Below are 16249 nucleotides of genomic sequence, written 5' to 3'. Positions count from 1 at the left end.
CCGGATCGCGCTCACCCAGGCCCGCTGCCACCCGGGCGCGCGAGAGCTTCTCGCCCGCCGCAAAGCAGGCGGGGACGGCGGCATGGAAGCACTGCGTATCCTCAAACGCCGACTATCCGACGTCGTATATCGAGCTCTGATCGACGATCAGAAAACCTCCGCAGCCCGCACGCTCATCCTCGCTGCTTGACAGAGGAGCTAGGGACAGTCCCCCGAATCCGTCGCAGACGGCGATGAGCACGTCTTCCACGCCCCGGTTCTTCAGCTCGGAGAAGACCTGCAGCCAGAACCGGGCGCCTTCGGCGCCGTCGCCGGCCCAGATGCCCAGGATTTCCCGCTCCCCATTAGTGGTGACGCCCATGACGACGTAGAACGGGGTGTTGCGCACCTGACCGTCGCGGACCTTGACGACGATCGCATCGACGAAGAGCACCCTGCTGATCGACGACGAACCCGGGCAAAAGGCGTTCTACGAATCGCTCGGCTACCAGGAAATGTCGGAGTATCGGGACGCTTCCCTGCGGGCATATATCCGTTTCGACTGATCCGGCCCGCAGGCGTGAGCCATACCGTGATCAAAATAGGCCCGATGTAAGGATTTGTCGAGGCAGTCGGGTGGGCTGGAGCGTGAAACGGTCTCCTGTGCGTGATGGTTGAGTTTAGTCGGCTCCCTGGCTACTCGCCCTTGCCGTTTGACGAGGGTGCCGAATCCTCTTCTCCTACCTCAGCCTTGGCTCTGGTCTTTCTCCGGTGGTTGCCGAACAACAGAATAATGAGGCAGGGTCTGGCCGATGTCCGCCTCGACCTCCACCAAGTGGCCATTGAGCCCGACGAGCGCGACGGCAAATGTCCTTCCCAGCGGCATCTAGCCCACCGCCTTCAGGTGCTCGATCGCGGGCGGGTTGATGCCGTCGTCGACAATCCCCAGCGCATCGACCCGGTAGCCGGCCGGCCGGAGATCGTGGGCCCGGGCCCATTGCCCCGCCAGCAGACAGAGCCGCGCCAGCTTGGTTGCGCTGATGGCCTCCAGCGGGTGCCCGTAGTCGAGGCTGGACCGGGTCTTGACCTCCACCACCACCAGCGTCGCCTCATCGACCGCGACGATGTCAATCTCCCCGGCCGGGGACCTCCAGTTCCGGTCGACAATATGCAGACCGGCGTCCGCAAGGTACTCGGCTGCCAGCGCTTCCCCGCGCCGGCCCAGAACGTCCTTCGCTCTCATGAAACCACCTCCGCCCATACTGTGGCTCAGGGGCCATGGCGGAGGCAGGGCACGGGCGGGCTATGTGGAGAACGCAGCCGGCCCGGCAGCGTGTGCCGGACCAGTCAGTTGCCCAGGCTGCCGTCCTTGGGAAGGGCTAGGTCGTCCGACTTGGCCAGCTCTTCGACGTTGACGTCCTTGAAAGTGATGACCCGCACGCTCTTGACGAACCGGGCGGAACGGTAAACGTCCCAGACCCAGGCATCCTGGAGGGTCAGGTCGAAATAGATCTCGCCGTCGGCTGAACGCGCCTGCAGATCGACGTGGTTGGCCAGGTAGAACCGCCGTTCGGTCTCCACCACATAGCTGAACAGGCCTACTACATCCCGGTACTCGCGGTAGAGCTGCAGTTCCATGTCGGTTTCATAGTTCTCAAGGTCTTCGGCGCTCATGGCTCTATCATCGCACTGGCCGGAACCTCAGGAGCGCAGGGAACAGCCATCTGGGGCCCCGCCGGCCGCAACCCGTCCGGGCCGAAGGATGTGCCAAGGCGCCAGCTCGTGCGGTGCACTGCGGAGGCCCCCATCCCCGCGATCGCCGCACGGTGCGACTCCGTCGCATAGCCCTTGTTGACTTCCCAGCCGTAGCCGGGGTGCCGCAGGGCCAGTTCGGTCATCATGGCGTCCCGCTCGACCTTGGCAAGGACACTCGCGGCCGCGACGCTCAGGCATTGCAGGTCCGCCTTGATCTTCGTAAAAACGGGCGCGTCGCAGGCGTTTTCAGCGGGGTCGTCGAACAGCGATGCCTGCTGCTGTCCCGACAGCCAGTCATGGTTCCCGTCCAGGATCACCACTTCCGGCCGGACGGTCAGGAGCACCTGCTGCCATGCCCGGTTGCCTGCGAACCGCAGGGCGGCCATCAGGCCGTGCTCATCGATTTCCCGGTTGCTGGAGTGTCCTACGCCGTAGGCTACAGCCCAGCGCTGGATCCTGGGAACCAGTTGTTCACGCTCGGAAACGGACAGGAGCTTACTGTCCCTCACTCCCTTAAGCGCCCGCACCGCCGAAATGTCGATGACGACCATGCCGACGCTGACCGGACCGGCCAGCGCTCCCCGTCCGACTTCATCGCACCCGGCTATGTAGCGGTGTCCGGAGGCCGTGAACGAACGCTCGAACTTGAGCGTAGGTGCCGCCTTGGCGCTGCGGGCCGTGCCGCGCGCTCTGCCGGCGCGGGGGTTCACGGAGTCGACGGGGTTTACGGGATCAGTGGTCATCGCTGCGCCATCGTTGGTTTCAGTTCAATTCTCGCCGCTGCAGTTCGGCCGGTACAGACTCGTAGCGTACAGACCCGCCCGGTACAGACCCGCCCTGCCCGGACTGCGCTGCCGGCGGAGCGGAGGCCGGTTCCGGAATGCCCTCGAAGACGTTCGGATAGTTGCCCAGGAAGCCAACGCGGTTCAGCGGCCAGGCGATGACGGCGGCCTTGCCCTCGACATCGGCGATATCGATGAAACCCTGGCCCGGGCCTTCCTGGTGTTCACGGGAGTCAGCCGACGCATTGCGGTGGTCTCCCATGACCCACAGCTTGCCTTCCGGTACGGTCACGTCAAAGGCGCGGTCGGAGGGGCTGGCGCCGGGGAACAGGTAGGGCTCATCCAGTCCTTCGCCGTTGACGGTGATCCTGCCGTCGGCGTCGCAGCAGATGACCCCGTCCCCCGGCAGGCCGATGACGCGCTTGACCAGGTGCTGCTGCGATTCGTCTGGCAGCAGCCCCACGAAGACCAGGGCATCCTTGACCCAGGTGCCCGGGCCTTCAGGTTCGGGCTGAACCGGCGGGAGCCAGGCTTTCGTGTCCTTGAAGACGATGACATCGCCGCGGGACAGATCAAAGGGATCCGGCACCATCAGGTTCACGAAGATGCGGTCGTTGACCTGCAGCGTGTTCTCCATGGAGCCGGAAGGGATGAAGAAAGCCCGGAAGAAGAACGTCTTGATCAGGAAGGACAGCACCAGCGCGATGGCCACGATGGTGATGATTTCCTTGATCCAACTGCCGAAGGTGCGGGTTTCGCGCGGCTGCTTCTGCTTCATCGTCTGGGTCTCATCTCGTCGCGGTAAGTCCGGGCCGGACGCCTGAACGGCGCCGGCCGCAGTGGCAGGATCCTGGGGTGAGCGCGGGACGAACGCCTCGTCGTCGGACTTCTCCGGGAAGGTCTTCGGCATCGGCTCAGTCCCCTGTCTTTCGTGATCCAAATTTCCCGTCCGTGTTCGGATGCGGCGGATAGTTACTGCTCATCCAACAACGGTTCCGGCACCGGTCCGGTTAGCTGCAGTTCCCCGGCCCGGTCAAGGGGCCACAGGATGGACAGCGGCCGTCCGATCACCCGGTCCGCCGGCACGAAGCCACCGCCCGGAGCCCCCAGCAGGGAACGCGAATCAGCCGACACCGACCGGTGGTCCCCCAGTACCCACAACCTACCCTGCGGCACTTCGACGCTGAAATTGGACTCGCTGGGCACATCCCCGGGGTAGAGGTAATCCTCCCTGATGGGCTGGCCGTTGACCTCGATGCGGCCGCCGGCATCGCAGCAGGCTACCCGGTCGCCCGGCAGGCCGATGACCCGCTTGACGTAGACGGTATCGCTGCCTGCGATCCCCAGCCATTGACCCGCCGCATGAAGACCGTCGACGACGGCCGGCTGCCCTGAATCCAGCGGTGCGAAGGAACCGCGGCCATCGAAGACCACGACGTCGCCGCGCTCGATGGATCCCTGACGGTAGTCCGTTTTGGACACGAGGATCCGGTCCCCGGCCTCCAGCAACGGCTCCATCGAATCGGACGGAATGTAGTAGACATCAATCAGTACGGCCCGGACAATGCCGGCCAGCACCACGGCCGCTGCGAACGCTGAGAGCACGAAACGCCAGCCCAGTCGGGGCCGGCGTTCCGGATGCTCCTCGGATTCCTCCGGAGCGGATGTATCCTGCAACAGTTTCAGCGAAAAAGCTACTTCGCGGCGGTGAAGTCGCGCTTCTCCTTGATCTTCGCAGCCTTACCGTGCCGGTCGCGCATGTAGTACAGCTTGGCCCGGCGGACGTCGCCCCTGGTGAGAACTTCGATCTTGTCGATGATCGGAGAGTGGATCGGGAAGGTACGCTCCACGCCGACGCCGAAGCTGACCTTGCGGACCGTGAAGGTCTCGCGGACGCCGTCGCCCTGGCGGCCGAGGACGAAGCCCTGGAACACCTGGACGCGCGAGTTGCGGCCTTCGATGATGTTCACGTGGACCTTCAGGGTATCGCCCGCGCGGAACTCGGGGATATCGCTGCGCAGCGAAGCTGCGTCGACAGAGTCGAGGATGTGCATGTCAGTCACTCCTGGTGAACGCCACAGGTCATTCACTTTCGGTCACGGCAGCAAAGCCGCGCAGGCAAAAGCCGGGCTGCGGAATTACTGCCGAACATTCTGTAGACCGGCGTCCGGGATCGGCAGCCGGTGCGTTTGGCTGTTTGGCGGCACTCCCCCCGTGGCAGGAGCAGGCCCAGTAAACGCGACTCCCTATTGTGTCACACCAGGCCAGGCGGGAGCTAATCCCCGTTGGATTTTTCCAGCCGCCCTCCGGCCGGACGGTAGCCGAGCGCTTCCAGTGCCGCCAGGTCCTGGGGGGACAGCGATTCCGGGTCAAGCGCCTCGATAAGGTCCGGGCGTCGCCGGGCCGTGCGGCGCAGCTGCTCATCGCGCCGGAACCGCGCGATCCTGGCATGGTTGCCGCTCAGCAGCACCTCCGGTATGCCGCGCTCCCGCCAGAGCGAGGGCTTCGTATACACCGGGTACTCCAGCAGCCCGTCGGAGTGGGATTCCTCCACCAGCGACTCCGGATTCCCGACGACGCCGGGAAGGAGCCTGCCGACCGCCTCCACCATCGCCAGGACCGCCACCTCACCGCCGTTGAGCACGTAGTCGCCCAGGCTCACGGGACGCACGGCAAAACGGTCGGCGGCCCACTCCAGGACCCGCTCGTCAATGCCCTCGTACCGCCCGCAGGCAAAGACCAGGTGCTCCTCCTCGGCCAGCTCATAGGCGAGGCGCTGGGTGAACACTTCACCGGCCGGCGACGGGACGATCAGGACGGGACGGCGGGCGGGCGGGGTGTCGGCTCCGTTGGCGCTCGGCTCAACCACCGGGACTCCGCCGGCGCTCTCAACCACCGCTTCCAGCGCCTGCGCCCAGGGCTCCGGCTTCATGACCATGCCGGCGCCGCCGCCGTACGGCGTGTCATCCACGGTGCGGTGCCGGTCGCTGGTGAAATCACGCAGGTCATGGACCCTCAGGTCCAGCAGCCCGTCCTGGCGTGCCTTGCCGATCAGGGACAGGTCCAGGGCGGCCAGATAATCGGGAAAAATGCTGACGACGTCGATGCGCACCTAGCGTTCGCCCTCGCCGTCGTCGGGGGTGCCGGCCGCCCCCGGGGAATTTAGCTCGAACAGGCCTGGCGGCGGCGTCAGCTGCACGAAACCCTCGGCGATGTTCACCTCCGGCACGATCTGTTCCACGAACGGTACCAGCACCTCTTCCCCGTGCGCGTCTTCGATGACCAGGAGGTCCTGCGCCGGCATCGTGTTCAGTGCCGCAACGGTACCGACGACGACGTCCCCCACCTTGGCCTTCAGGCCCACCAGTTCGTGTTCATACCAGGTGTCTTCCTCGTCCTCGGCTTCGCCGCTGTCGATGAAAAGCCTGGCGCCGCGCAGCAGTTCGGCGGCATTGCGGTCCTGGACCTGCTCGAACCCCAGGAGCAGAATCTCCTTGTTCCAGCGGGCACTGCGCAAGGTCAGCGGTCCCAGCTTTTCCGGCTCGACGATGAACGCCGCGCCCACGGTGAACCGGTCTTCCGGTGCATCCGTGAGGACCTGGACGGTCACTTCGCCGCGGATGCCGTGCGGCTTGCCGATTCGTGCGACCTGTACCTGCATGGTTCTCCTGATGTTGTTTCTCCGTCCGGCCCGGGGCCGGGCCCGGCCGGTGGGAAAAGCGTCCGGCCCCTCCACCATTATCTGGTGTCGGGGCCGGATCCTATGAAATTGGTGGGCGCTGCAGCCGAAGCTGGTCAGCGGCGGCGGTCCGTGTCGACGACGTCGACGCGCACCGGTTCACCCTCGGCGAGGGCTGCCACGACCGTGCGCAGGGCGCGGGCTGTACGGCCCTGCCGTCCGATCACGCGGCCCAGATCATCCTGGTGGACACGAACCTCGAGGGTCTCCCCGCGGCGGTTGTTCTTCGCCGTGACCTTGACGTCCTCGGGACTGTCAACGATGCCACGGACCAGGTGTTCGAGCGCTTCGGCCAGCAACTTACTCAGCCTCGGTGGTCTCTGCCTCGGCGGCCGGAGCCTCTTCGGCTTCTTCCTTCTTCGCCTTCGGGGTGATGGCTTCCGGAATAATGACGGAACCCTTCTCCGGGGCGGCGAACGCTTCCTTGGCTACCTTGGACTTCAGGGTACCCTCAGCACCCGGCAGGCCCTTGTACTTCTGCCAGTCGCCGGTGATCTTGAGGATCGCGGCAACCTGCTCGGTAGGCTGCGCGCCGACACCCAGCCAGTACTGGGCGCGCTCGGAGTTGACCTCGATGAACGAGGGCTCCTCGGTCGGGTGGTACTTGCCGATCTCTTCGATCGCACGGCCATCACGCTTTTCGCGGGAGTCCATGACGACGATGCGGTAGTACGGGGCGCGCATCTTGCCGAGGCGCTTAAGGCGAATCTTTACGGCCACTTTTGTGGTCACTCCTGGTTCTGGAAAGTGGGCGAACCCGTTTTCATGCTCCCGTGGGGCAGGCCAATCGTAGGGTTCTGAGGACAAGACACACGCGCAGAGAGAGGGGCTGCACGGATCGAGTACCTGACTATTGTGCCAGAAAACCTGCCGGGCATGCGACACGCCCCGGCAGGTTCACCGGTCACGATCGGTACGGCGGATCTGCCGGCCGGTTCCGGTCAGGCCACCGCGATGCGGATCCGGTTCCGCCACGGGTCTTCAAAGCGCAGTTCGGCACCGGTGTGGTGGCTGGAGACTCCGGCATGCTTCAGGCGGTCCGCCACGGCCCCGACTTCATCCGCAGCGGGAACCCGGATGAGCACTTCGCCCAGGCCGAGCGTATCCTTACGCGGGCCTGCGCCGCGGCTGTTCCAGACGTTCATGGCCATGTGATGGTGGTAGCCGCCGGCGGCGACGAACAGCGCCTGGCCGTGCCAGCCTGCGGTCTGCTCGAAACCCAGGATGCCGACGTAGAACCGGTGTGCCGTTTCGACGTCGCCCACCTGCAGGTGGATGTGGCCGATTTCGGCCCCAGCATTACTCTGGTGCGCCACGGCCTCCTGTGTCAGATGGTCGCCCAGGTACTGCTGCGGCGGCAGCATGACATTGTCCATGCGGACCTGCCCGTTGATCCACTCCCAGCTCTCCCGCGGCTTGTCGAAATACAGCTCGATGCCGTTGCCTTCGGGATCCGTGAAGTAGAAAGCCTCGCTGACCAGATGGTCCGCACTGCCTACGTAGGCCCGGGGATTGAACTGTGCGGCGCTGGCAACGGTGGCAGCCAGGTGCGAACGCTCCTCGAACAGGAAGGCGGTGTGGAACAGCCCGGCCTCTCCGCGGGACGGCAACTGCAGTCCCTTGGCCGGGGCCAGATGGACCAGGGGGCGCGTGCCGCGGCCCAGGTACAGGCCGCCGTCGGCTTCGGCGACGACATCCAGGCCGAGGGCCTGCTGGTAATAGGTCGACATGGCGGACATGTCGCCTACCTTGAGCATCACGGTGCCCATCGAAAGGTCTGCGGGAAGGAGGTCCTGGGAGGTTGCTTGGATCATGCCCTCAATTTTACTTGAAGCTTCATCTATTCCGCAACCCCCGGTTTGTCCAGGGCAGCTCCGGCTGCCGGACCACCTTGCCGCGGAGGATCACGTGCGTGAGCGAAGCCACCTGGCTGATGTCGGTCCGCGGGTCCTCGCGGCAGATCACGACGTCGGCGCTGGCGCCTTCGCTGATCGCCTCGGCTCCCAGCCATTGGCGGGCGCCCCAGGCTGCGGCATCCAGCGCCGCCGCCGTCGGCAGGCCCGCCCGGGTCAGTTCGATGATTTCATCGGCGATCCGGCCGTGCCGGATCACGCTGCCGGCGTCCGTGCCGGCGTAGATCTTCACGCCCGCTTCGAATGCCCTGCGGACGGTCTCATGGCGACGTGCCCAGAGGTCGCGCATATGCGCGGCATAGACCGGGAACTTGGCCTCCGCGGACGCGGCGATCTCCGGAAAGGTGTCGATGTTGATCAGCGTCGGCACGATCGGTACCGGCTGTTCCACGAACCGGGGAATGTGCCGCTCCAGCATGCCGGTGGCGTGCTCGATGCAATCGATGTCCGCGTCCAGCATGTCGTCCAGGGTCTGTTCGGCGAAGCAGTGGGCAGTGACGCGCGCACCCTCGTCGTGCGCGGCGGCTACCGCGTCCCTGAGCACCGCCGCAGGAAAAGCGGGAGCCAGGTCGCCGGCGCCGCGGTCGATCCAGTCGCCCACCAGCTTCACCCAGCCGTCGCCGGCGCGCGCCTGCTTGCGCACCGCCTCCACGAGGTCCTCCGGCTCCACCTCAGAGGCGAAATCGCGCAAATACCGGCGGGTGCGGGCGACGTGCCTGCCGGCCCGGATCAAACGCGGCAGGTCCTGCCGCTGCTGGATCCAGCGGGTGTCATTGACGACGCCGGCATCCGCACCAGCAGGGTTCCGGCGTCGCGGTCCAGCAGGGCCTGCTCCTCGGCTGCCGCATCGGGAACCATGCCGCCGGCCGCCAGGCCGATGTGGCAGTGCGCGTCGACGAAGCCTGGCAGGACCCAGCCCTCCAGCCGGCCGGTGACGTCGCCGCCGGGGACCTCGAAGGTGATCGTGCCGTCCCGGATCCACAACTGCCGGCGTTCTTCGGTCGGCGAAACAAGGATGTGGCCGGTGACATGCAGGATCCCGCTCATGCCTGCCACCCTCCGTTGGCGCGGATAAAGTCCAGCAGCGCCTGATGGCCCTCGGCCGTGTCCTGGGGCCGGTGGTTTCCGCCCGCATGCAGATGCTTGGCGCCCGTCGCGGCCAGGTACTCCGCCACCTCCTCGTACAGCGGCTCCCAGGCACCGGTCTCAACGAGCGTCGACACGCCGGGCACAAGGTCCAGCGGGGCCTCCCACGGCCGGGCAGGCAGGGCGGCATTGCCGGCAATGTAGCTTTCGGTGACGGGCAGGTCCCGGGTCAGGGACAGCGGCGCCGGTTCCATCAGGGCCAGCGACCGGACCAGGTCGGGACGCTCCACCGCAGCCATCATGGCGGGAACGGCGCCCTCGGCATGGGCGACCACGTGGCCGCCGTCTTCCAGCAGTTCCAGGATGCTGTCCGCGTCGGCGCAGTAGTCAGGGACCGCGGGCCCGGGTTCCTCGAAGCCGGCACGTTTGAGGAACAGGCAGTCATAGGGCAGGGCGAGCTTGTGCTGGTTCGGCCAGGCTGCGGCACCGGCCGGACCGGCGCCGTGCACAAAGACGATGCGTTCCTTCTTCATGCATCCAACCTAACTGCCGCCGGGGACGCTACTTGCCCAGGAACTTCTCGAAGCCCTTGGGCAGGTTGAGTGCGGACGGGTCGAAGTCCTGCTTCTGCTGGCCGAAGGATGCTCCGGTGGGCAGGGACTTCGGTGCATTGGCCCGGCGTGCCTCTGCCTCGGCCAGCTGCTGGGCAGCCTTGGCCGGATTGCCGGAACGTGCCTTCTTCTTGTTCTTGGCGGCGGTCTGCTTGGCCTTCCGGCCGCCGCCGAAGCCGCCCGGACCGGGCATCCCGGGCATCCCGGGGATGCCGCCGCCCGCGGCCATCTTCTTCATCATCTTCTGGGCCTGCCCAAAGCGCTCCAGCAGCCCGTTGACCTCGGAGACATGGACGCCGGAACCGCGGGCAATGCGGGCGCGGCGGGAGCCGTTGATGATCTTGGGTGCGACGCGCTCGTGCGGGGTCATGGAGCGCACAATCGCCTCCACGCGGTCGATCTCCCGCTCGTCGAAGTTCTCCAGCTGCTCGCGAATGTTCGCGGCGCCCGGCATCATCATGAGCATCTTCTTCATCGAACCCATGTTGCGGATCTGCTGCATCTGGGCCAGGAAGTCCTCCAAGGTGAAGTCCTCCTGGTCGGCGAATTTCTTCGCCATCCGGGCGGCTTCCTCCTTGTCCCAGCTCTTTTCGGCCTGCTCGATCAGGGTGAGGATGTCGCCCATGTCGAGGATGCGCGAGGCCATCCGGTCCGGGTGGAAGAGTTCGAAGTCGTCCAGGCCCTCGCCCGTGGAGGCGAACATGACCGGCCGGCCGGTCACGGACGCGACGGAGAGCGCGGCACCGCCGCGGGCATCGCCGTCGAGCTTGGACAGCACGACGCCGGTGAAGTCGACGCCCTCTTCGAAGGCCTTGGCCGTGTTGACCGCATCCTGGCCGATCATGGCGTCGATGACGAACAGGACCTCGTCCGGGGAGATCGCGGCGCGGATGTCCGCGGCCTGCTGCATCATCTCCGCGTCGATGCCCAGGCGGCCGGCGGTGTCCACAATGACGACGTCGTGCAGCTTCGCCCGGGCGTGCTCGACGCCCTCGCGGGCCACGGTGACCGGATCACCGGTGGCAACATCGAATTCGGAGGTGGTGCCCGGATGCGGCGCGAAGACCGGCACGCCGGCGCGCTGGCCGACCACCTGCAGCTGGGTCACCGCGTTGGGACGCTGCAGGTCGGCGGCGACGAGGATCGGGCTGTGGCCTTGCCCCTTGAGCCATTTGGACAGTTTTCCGGCCAAGGTGGTCTTACCGGCACCCTGCAGGCCGGCGAGCATGATCACCGTCGGCGGGTTCTTGGCCAGCCGGATGCGGCGGGTTTCCCCGCCGAGGATGCCGACGAGCTCATCGTTGACGATCTTGACGATCTGCTGGCCGGGATTGAGCGCCTGGGAAACTTCTTCCCCGAGGGCACGTTCCTTGACCTTGGCGGTGAATTCGCGCACCACCGTCACCGCGACGTCGGCATCGAGCAGGGCGCGGCGGATCTCCCGCACCGTGGCATCGACGTCAGCCTCGGAGAGGCGCCCCTTGCCGCGCAGGTTCTTGAAGGTTGCTGTCAACCGGTCAGAGAGTGAATTGAACACGCGCCGTGTACTTCTTTCATCGCTATGGGCCAGATGTCACAGACAGAGCCTGATTCCACTGGCAGCCTTCCAAATATTCGTGGGACTGCGCTGGACTTCTCAGGACATTGTCCGGGCTCAACTATCAAGGATAACAACTGCTGCGGACCGGACCACGATCGCTGCCGCACAGCCGAGACAACGGCGGCCCGAAGTGGCAGGGTAAGTTCCGTGACTTCTTCAAATGTACCGGCTGCGGAATCCGCGGCCCAGCCGACGTCCGACTTCCGCTCCGGCAATGGCCATAGTGCCGTGCAGACGCTGCTGATCCTGGGTGCCTCCGGCGACCTGACCGGCCGCCTGCTGCTGCCCGGCCTGGGCAGGCTCCTGGCCCAGGGCCGGACCGCAGGCCTCAACCTGGTGGGCGCCGGCTCGGATGACTGGAGCGAGGAAAAGTGGCAGGACCGCGTCGCCGGCGCTTTCGAACCAAATGCCGCAGACGCCAACGACGCCGGCCGGTCGGCGCTGCGCGATGTGCAGGAGTCGACGACGTACCACGCACTGGATGCGACGGAGCCAGGAAAGCTTGCCGGGCTGCTGGCCTCGCTGCCGGCTCCGGTCGCCATCTTCTTCGCCCTGCCGCCTGCTGTCAGCCAGAAGGCCTGCGAAGTGCTCCGGCCCGAGGATCTGCCGGAAGGGACCCGACTGGTGCTGGAGAAACCGTTCGGGACCGGCCTCGAATCCGCCAGGTCCCTCAACCGGACGCTGACGGGACTGGTCCCGGAGGACCATATCCACCGGGTGGACCATTTCCTCGGCAAGGCGACTGTTTTCAACATCCTGGGCCTACGCTTCGCCAACCGGCTCTTCGAGCCGCTGTGGAGCAATCTCCATATTCAGAAGGTGGAGATCATCTTCGACGAGGACCTGGCCCTGGAAGGGCGCGCCCGCTACTACGACGGCGCCGGCGCCCTGCGGGACATGATCCAAAGCCACCTGCTGCAGATCATGGCGCTGCTGGCCCTGAACGCGCCGGCGACGCTGGGCGAACGGGACCTGCGGGACCACGTCGGCAGCGTGCTGCGGGCCAGTTCAGTGGACCCGGACTTCACCCGGACCACGCGGCGGGCCCGGTACACGGCCGGGCACATCGGCGAGCGCAGCATTCCGAGCTACATCGATGAGCCGGGCGTCGATCCGTCGCGGATGACCGAGACCCTGGCCGAGATCGAGGTGTCCATCAACAACTCCCGCTGGTCCGGCGTGCCGTTCATCCTGAGGTCGGGCAAGGCTCTGGGGACGCGGCAGAAGGAAGCCATCATTACCTTCAAGCAGATCGACCACCTGCCCACGGGCCTGCGCGGCGTGGACGAACCCACCCGGCTGCGGATCGGCTTCGGCCCGGATACGCTCCAACTGGAAATCGATGTAAACGGCCCGGGTGACATTTTCACGCTGGACCGGGCCGTCATGACCGCCCAGCTCAATCCCTCCGGCCTGCTGCCATACAGCGAAGTCCTGGACGGAGTCCTGCAGGGCGATCCGCTCCTCTCCGTGCGCGGCGATATCGCCGAGGACTGCTGGCGCATCGTGGAACCGGTCCTTGGCGCCTGGACCGCCAACAAGGTTCCGCTGGAGGAATATCCGGCCGGTTCCGGAGGCTGCCCGACGTGGGACACCTCGCGCGAGGACAAGCCCCTCGAGCAGGTGGATACCTCCGCCTGAGCCGTCCGCACACCGGACACAGCAGCAGCGCACCCATTCCCTGGCGGAACAGGTGCGCTGCGGCTGTGTTCGCTTCGGCTACAGTGCTGCCTCGGCCCGCTCGCCGGTGCGGACGCGGATCGCTTCCTCAACCGGGATGACCCAGACCTTGCCGTCGCCGGCCCGGCCGGTGTTGGCGGTGGCGACCAGGACGTCAACGATGTCGCTGACCCACTCGTCCGCCACGAGCACCTCCACCCGCACCTTCGGCAGCAGGTCCACGGTGTACTCCGCCCCCCGGTAGACCTCAGTGTGGCCCCGCTGGCGGCCGTAGCCGCTGGCCTGGCTGATCGTCAGGCCCTGGACGCCGTAGCTCTCCAGGCTGGAGCGGATGTCGTCGAGCTTTTCGGGACGGATGATGGCCGTGACGAGTTTCATGCCTTGACCTCTTCCGGTGCATTGTAGGCGGTGGCGTTCAGGTCTGCTGCCTGCGGGAAAGGCTTGAAGGTGCGGCCGGTGCTGAGGCTGCCGAATTCGTAGGCGGTTTCCGCATGCTCGCTCAGGTCCACGCCGGCGACCTCCTGCTCCTCGGTGACCCGGAAGCCCATGCTCCGGTGGATCGCCAATCCGATGGCCAGGGTCAGGACGGCCGTGTAGACGATCGCCACCAGAGTGGCCACCACCTGGGCGCCCAGCTGCCCCGGTCCGCCGCCGTAGAAGAGGCCGCCGCCTTCTCCGTCGACCGGCAGCGCGATGAAGCCAATGGCGAGGGTGCCGACGATGCCGGCGGCCAGATGGACACCGACGACGTCGAGCGAGTCGTCGAAGCCAAGCCGGTACTTCAGGCCGACCGCAAGGGCGGCGATGACGCCGGCGGCCAGGCCCAGGCCCAGTGCGCCGACCGGGCTGACATTGGCGCAGGCCGGGGTGATGGCGACCAGGCCTGCGACGACGCCGGAGGCTGCACCCAGGGAGGTCGGACGGCCGTCGCGGATCCGCTCGGTGAGGAGCCAGCCGATCATGGCTGCTGCGGGAGCGGCCATGGTGTTGACCCAGATGAGGCCGGCTTCCTGGGCCGAGCCTGCGGCGCCTCCGTTGAAGCCGAACCAGCCGAACCACAGCAGGGCCGCACCGAGCATGACGAACGGGATGTTGTGCGGGCGGTGGCTGGGATCCTTACCGAAGCCCTTGCGCTTGCCCAGGATCAGTGCCAGGACCAGCGCGGCGGTGCCGGCGCTGATGTGGACCACGGTCCCGCCAGCGAAGTCGATCGCCTCGCCGACCGCGGTGCCAATGGCGCCCTCTGCGCCCAGCAGGCCGCCGCCCCATACAATGAAGGCCATCGGGCAGTAGACCAGGGTGACCCAGACCGGGACGAAGACGGACCAGGCTCCGAAACGGGCCCGGTCGGCGATCGCGCCGCTGATCAGGGCGACCGTGATGATGGCGAACGTTGCGCCGTAGCCGGCGCTGATCAGGTCCTCGGTGCCCAGCAGGGACGCCAGACCGAAGGCGGCGAACGGATCGCCGAACAATTGCAGCACGCCGTCGCCGCCGCTCATCGAGTAGCCCCACAGGACCCAGACGGCCCCGACGATGCCGACCGAGATGAAGCTCATCATCATCATGTTCAGGGCCGCCTTGGCCCGTGTCATACCGCCATAGAAGAATGCCAGTCCCGGCGTCATCAGCAGCACGAGCGCCGCCGATACCATCACCCAGACGTGACCCGCAGTCAGATCCATTGCACGTCCTTCCCCTGAAGTCCTGAGGCGGGATGGTCCCGCCGCTACGACGTCTTCCGTCGTTCGCTTCCAAGCTTCCGGGACATGTGTTTCAAGCCATGCGGGGATGTGTTGCCGGCCGGTTACGAAAAAAGCGGCCACGTAAAAAACACGTGACCGCTTTGTTTCGGCGACGTAAACGGCGCCTGCCGCTGTCAGTTCAGGAGGGCATCGACGAAACTTTCCGCCTCGAACGGGGCCAGGTCGTCGGCCCCTTCACCCAGGCCCACCAGCTTGACGGGTACGCCCAGGCTGCGCTGGATGGCGACCACGATCCCGCCCTTGGCGGTTCCGTCGAGCTTGGTCAGCACGATGCCGCTGATGTTGACCACTTCGGCGAAGACCTTGGCCTGGCTCAGGCCGTTCTGGCCGGTGGTGGCATCCAGCACCAGCAGGACCTCGTCCACAGTGGCCTGCTTCTCGATGACCCGCTTGACCTTGCCCAGCTCATCCATCAGGCCCACCTTGTTCTGCAGGCGGCCGGCTGTGTCGATCATGACGACGTCGACCTCGCCCTCGATGCCCGCCTTGACCGCCTCGAAGGCGACGGAGGCAGGATCTGCCCCATCGACGTCGGACTTGATCGTGGGCACGCCGACGCGCTGCCCCCAGGTGGCCAGCTGCTCCGCCGCGGCGGCACGGAAGGTGTCCGCTGCCCCCAGCAGCACGTCCTTGTCCTCCGCCACCAGCACGCGGGCCAGCTTGCCGACGGTGGTCGTCTTGCCGACGCCGTTGACGCCGACCACCATCACAACGGCGGGACGGTCGGCATGGCGGTCGGTGGCCAGGCTGCGGTCCATCGCCGGGTCAATCAGCCGAACCAGCTCCTCGCGCAGCATGACCTTGACCTCTTCCGGGCTGCGGCTGCCGGCAACCTTGACCCGGTCGCGCAGCGCGTCGACCAGCTCCATCGTGGGTTCGGTGCCCAGATCTGCCAGCAGCAGCGTTTCCTCGATCTCGTCCCAGACATCCTCGTCGATCCTGTCGCTGGACAGCAGCGCCAGCAGACCCTTGCCGATCGCGTTGTTGGATTTGATCAGCCGCGCCCGCAGGCGGGCCAGACGGCCCTCGACAGGTGCCGGGGTTTCCACCGGAATGGCTTCGATGCCGGCAAGGGTTTCCTCGACCTCGGCTTCGGGAACGGCGACCTCGGCCTCCGGCGGAGCCTGGGGAGCCGCGGGCGGGGCCGCCGGCGGGGCCTCTTCGAGCGTGGCGGTCGCGGTGCCGCCCGGGGCCTGGTCGTTCTCGTCGCGGGTCGTCGGATAGGTGCCCTTGGGAACCTTGCGCCCCCGCAGCAGGAGGACGGCGAGGCTACCCACAACGGCAATGGCAATAACAACGTAGATAATTACCGCAAGAGTATCGTTCACACGTCTTAGC

17 protein-coding genes and 2 pseudogenes are annotated in these 16249 nt (G+C 66.4%); 1 reads left to right on the top strand and 18 read right to left on the bottom strand.

Going from position 1 to position 16249, the window contains the following annotated elements; all coding sequences use genetic code 11:
• Positions 1 to 205: 205 nt before the first annotated feature.
• The 15 genes and pseudogenes from AC5RWU_RS09015 to ffh form a co-directional block, all read right to left on the bottom strand.
• Positions 206 to 430: pseudogene (locus AC5RWU_RS09015) on the bottom strand (transposase); the annotation flags it as partial.
• A 435-nt stretch (positions 431 to 865) separates the two neighbouring features.
• A complete protein-coding gene (locus AC5RWU_RS09010; protein WP_494030608.1) occupies positions 866 to 1222 on the bottom strand; it encodes a YraN family protein in 357 nt (118 codons plus the stop codon).
• 104 nt (positions 1223 to 1326) lie between these two features.
• Positions 1327 to 1653, bottom strand: a complete 327-nt coding sequence (locus AC5RWU_RS09005; protein WP_494030607.1) for a DUF2469 domain-containing protein — start codon at positions 1651 to 1653, stop codon at positions 1327 to 1329.
• On the bottom strand, positions 1650 to 2477 hold the full coding sequence (gene rnhB / locus AC5RWU_RS09000) for a ribonuclease HII (protein ID WP_494030606.1): 828 nt from the start codon (positions 2475 to 2477) through the stop codon (positions 1650 to 1652). Before rnhB ends, AC5RWU_RS09005 begins: the two co-directional genes overlap by 4 nt.
• Positions 2478 to 2496: 19 nt before the next feature.
• Positions 2497 to 3426 carry a signal peptidase I gene (lepB, locus tag AC5RWU_RS08995; protein WP_494030605.1) on the bottom strand — a complete coding sequence of 310 codons (930 nt, stop codon included), beginning with the start codon at positions 3424 to 3426 and terminating at the stop codon, positions 2497 to 2499.
• Positions 3427 to 3488: 62 nt separating this feature from the next.
• Positions 3489 to 4193: a signal peptidase I gene (lepB, locus tag AC5RWU_RS08990; protein ID WP_494030604.1), complete on the bottom strand. Its 705-nt coding sequence runs from the start codon at positions 4191 to 4193 to the stop codon at positions 3489 to 3491.
• A gap of 17 nt (positions 4194 to 4210) precedes the next feature.
• Positions 4211 to 4570, bottom strand: a complete 360-nt coding sequence (rplS, locus tag AC5RWU_RS08985; RefSeq protein ID WP_494030620.1) for a 50S ribosomal protein L19 — start codon at positions 4568 to 4570, stop codon at positions 4211 to 4213.
• Between the two features lie 221 nt (positions 4571 to 4791).
• Positions 4792 to 5628 carry a tRNA (guanosine(37)-N1)-methyltransferase TrmD gene (gene trmD / locus AC5RWU_RS08980; RefSeq protein WP_494030603.1) on the bottom strand — a complete coding sequence of 279 codons (837 nt, stop codon included), beginning with the start codon at positions 5626 to 5628 and terminating at the stop codon, positions 4792 to 4794.
• Positions 5629 to 6177, bottom strand: coding sequence for a ribosome maturation factor RimM (rimM, locus tag AC5RWU_RS08975; RefSeq protein ID WP_494030602.1), 549 nt, complete (start codon positions 6175 to 6177; stop codon positions 5629 to 5631). It lies immediately after the preceding gene.
• A gap of 134 nt (positions 6178 to 6311) precedes the next feature.
• Positions 6312 to 6554 carry an RNA-binding protein gene (locus AC5RWU_RS08970; protein ID WP_494030601.1) on the bottom strand — a complete coding sequence of 81 codons (243 nt, stop codon included), beginning with the start codon at positions 6552 to 6554 and terminating at the stop codon, positions 6312 to 6314.
• 1 nt (position 6555) lies between these two features.
• Entirely contained in the window at positions 6556 to 6975 is a 420-nt protein-coding gene (gene rpsP / locus AC5RWU_RS08965; protein ID WP_494030600.1) for a 30S ribosomal protein S16, read from the bottom strand.
• Between the two features lie 221 nt (positions 6976 to 7196).
• A complete protein-coding gene (locus AC5RWU_RS08960) occupies positions 7197 to 8069 on the bottom strand; it encodes a VOC family protein (RefSeq protein WP_494030599.1) in 873 nt (290 codons plus the stop codon).
• 22 nt (positions 8070 to 8091) lie between these two features.
• A pseudogene (locus AC5RWU_RS08955) lies at positions 8092 to 9215 on the bottom strand (amidohydrolase family protein).
• Entirely contained in the window at positions 9212 to 9787 is a 576-nt protein-coding gene (locus tag AC5RWU_RS08950; RefSeq protein ID WP_494030598.1) for an alpha/beta fold hydrolase, read from the bottom strand. The pseudogene AC5RWU_RS08955 and the gene AC5RWU_RS08950 overlap by 4 nt, the downstream one beginning before the upstream one ends.
• Before the next feature lie 28 nt (positions 9788 to 9815).
• Positions 9816 to 11402 (bottom strand): signal recognition particle protein, encoded by a 1587-nt coding sequence (gene ffh / locus AC5RWU_RS08945; RefSeq protein ID WP_494030597.1) that lies wholly within the window; start codon positions 11400 to 11402, stop codon positions 9816 to 9818.
• 291 nt (positions 11403 to 11693) lie between these two features.
• Between ffh and AC5RWU_RS08940 the strand changes: the two genes are divergently transcribed.
• Positions 11694 to 13106: a glucose-6-phosphate dehydrogenase gene (locus AC5RWU_RS08940; RefSeq protein ID WP_494030619.1), complete on the top strand. Its 1413-nt coding sequence runs from the start codon at positions 11694 to 11696 to the stop codon at positions 13104 to 13106.
• A gap of 78 nt (positions 13107 to 13184) precedes the next feature.
• On the opposite strand, the gene AC5RWU_RS08935 is transcribed toward AC5RWU_RS08940, so the two are convergent.
• The 3 genes from AC5RWU_RS08935 to ftsY all read right to left on the bottom strand — a co-directional run bounded on the left by AC5RWU_RS08935 (position 13185) and on the right by ftsY (position 16239).
• Entirely contained in the window at positions 13185 to 13523 is a 339-nt protein-coding gene (locus AC5RWU_RS08935; RefSeq protein WP_494030596.1) for a P-II family nitrogen regulator, read from the bottom strand.
• Positions 13520 to 14830 carry an ammonium transporter gene (locus AC5RWU_RS08930; protein ID WP_494030595.1) on the bottom strand — a complete coding sequence of 437 codons (1311 nt, stop codon included), beginning with the start codon at positions 14828 to 14830 and terminating at the stop codon, positions 13520 to 13522. The genes AC5RWU_RS08935 and AC5RWU_RS08930 overlap by 4 nt, the downstream gene beginning before the upstream one ends.
• A gap of 194 nt (positions 14831 to 15024) precedes the next feature.
• Positions 15025 to 16239 carry a signal recognition particle-docking protein FtsY gene (ftsY, locus tag AC5RWU_RS08925; protein WP_494030594.1) on the bottom strand — a complete coding sequence of 405 codons (1215 nt, stop codon included), beginning with the start codon at positions 16237 to 16239 and terminating at the stop codon, positions 15025 to 15027.
• Positions 16240 to 16249 lie beyond the last annotated feature (10 nt).

The organism is Arthrobacter sp. B0427-1-12 (assembly GCF_059092905.1).
The sequence above is the reverse complement of the archived record's forward strand: the minus strand, read 5'-3'. Positions and strand labels throughout refer to the sequence as shown.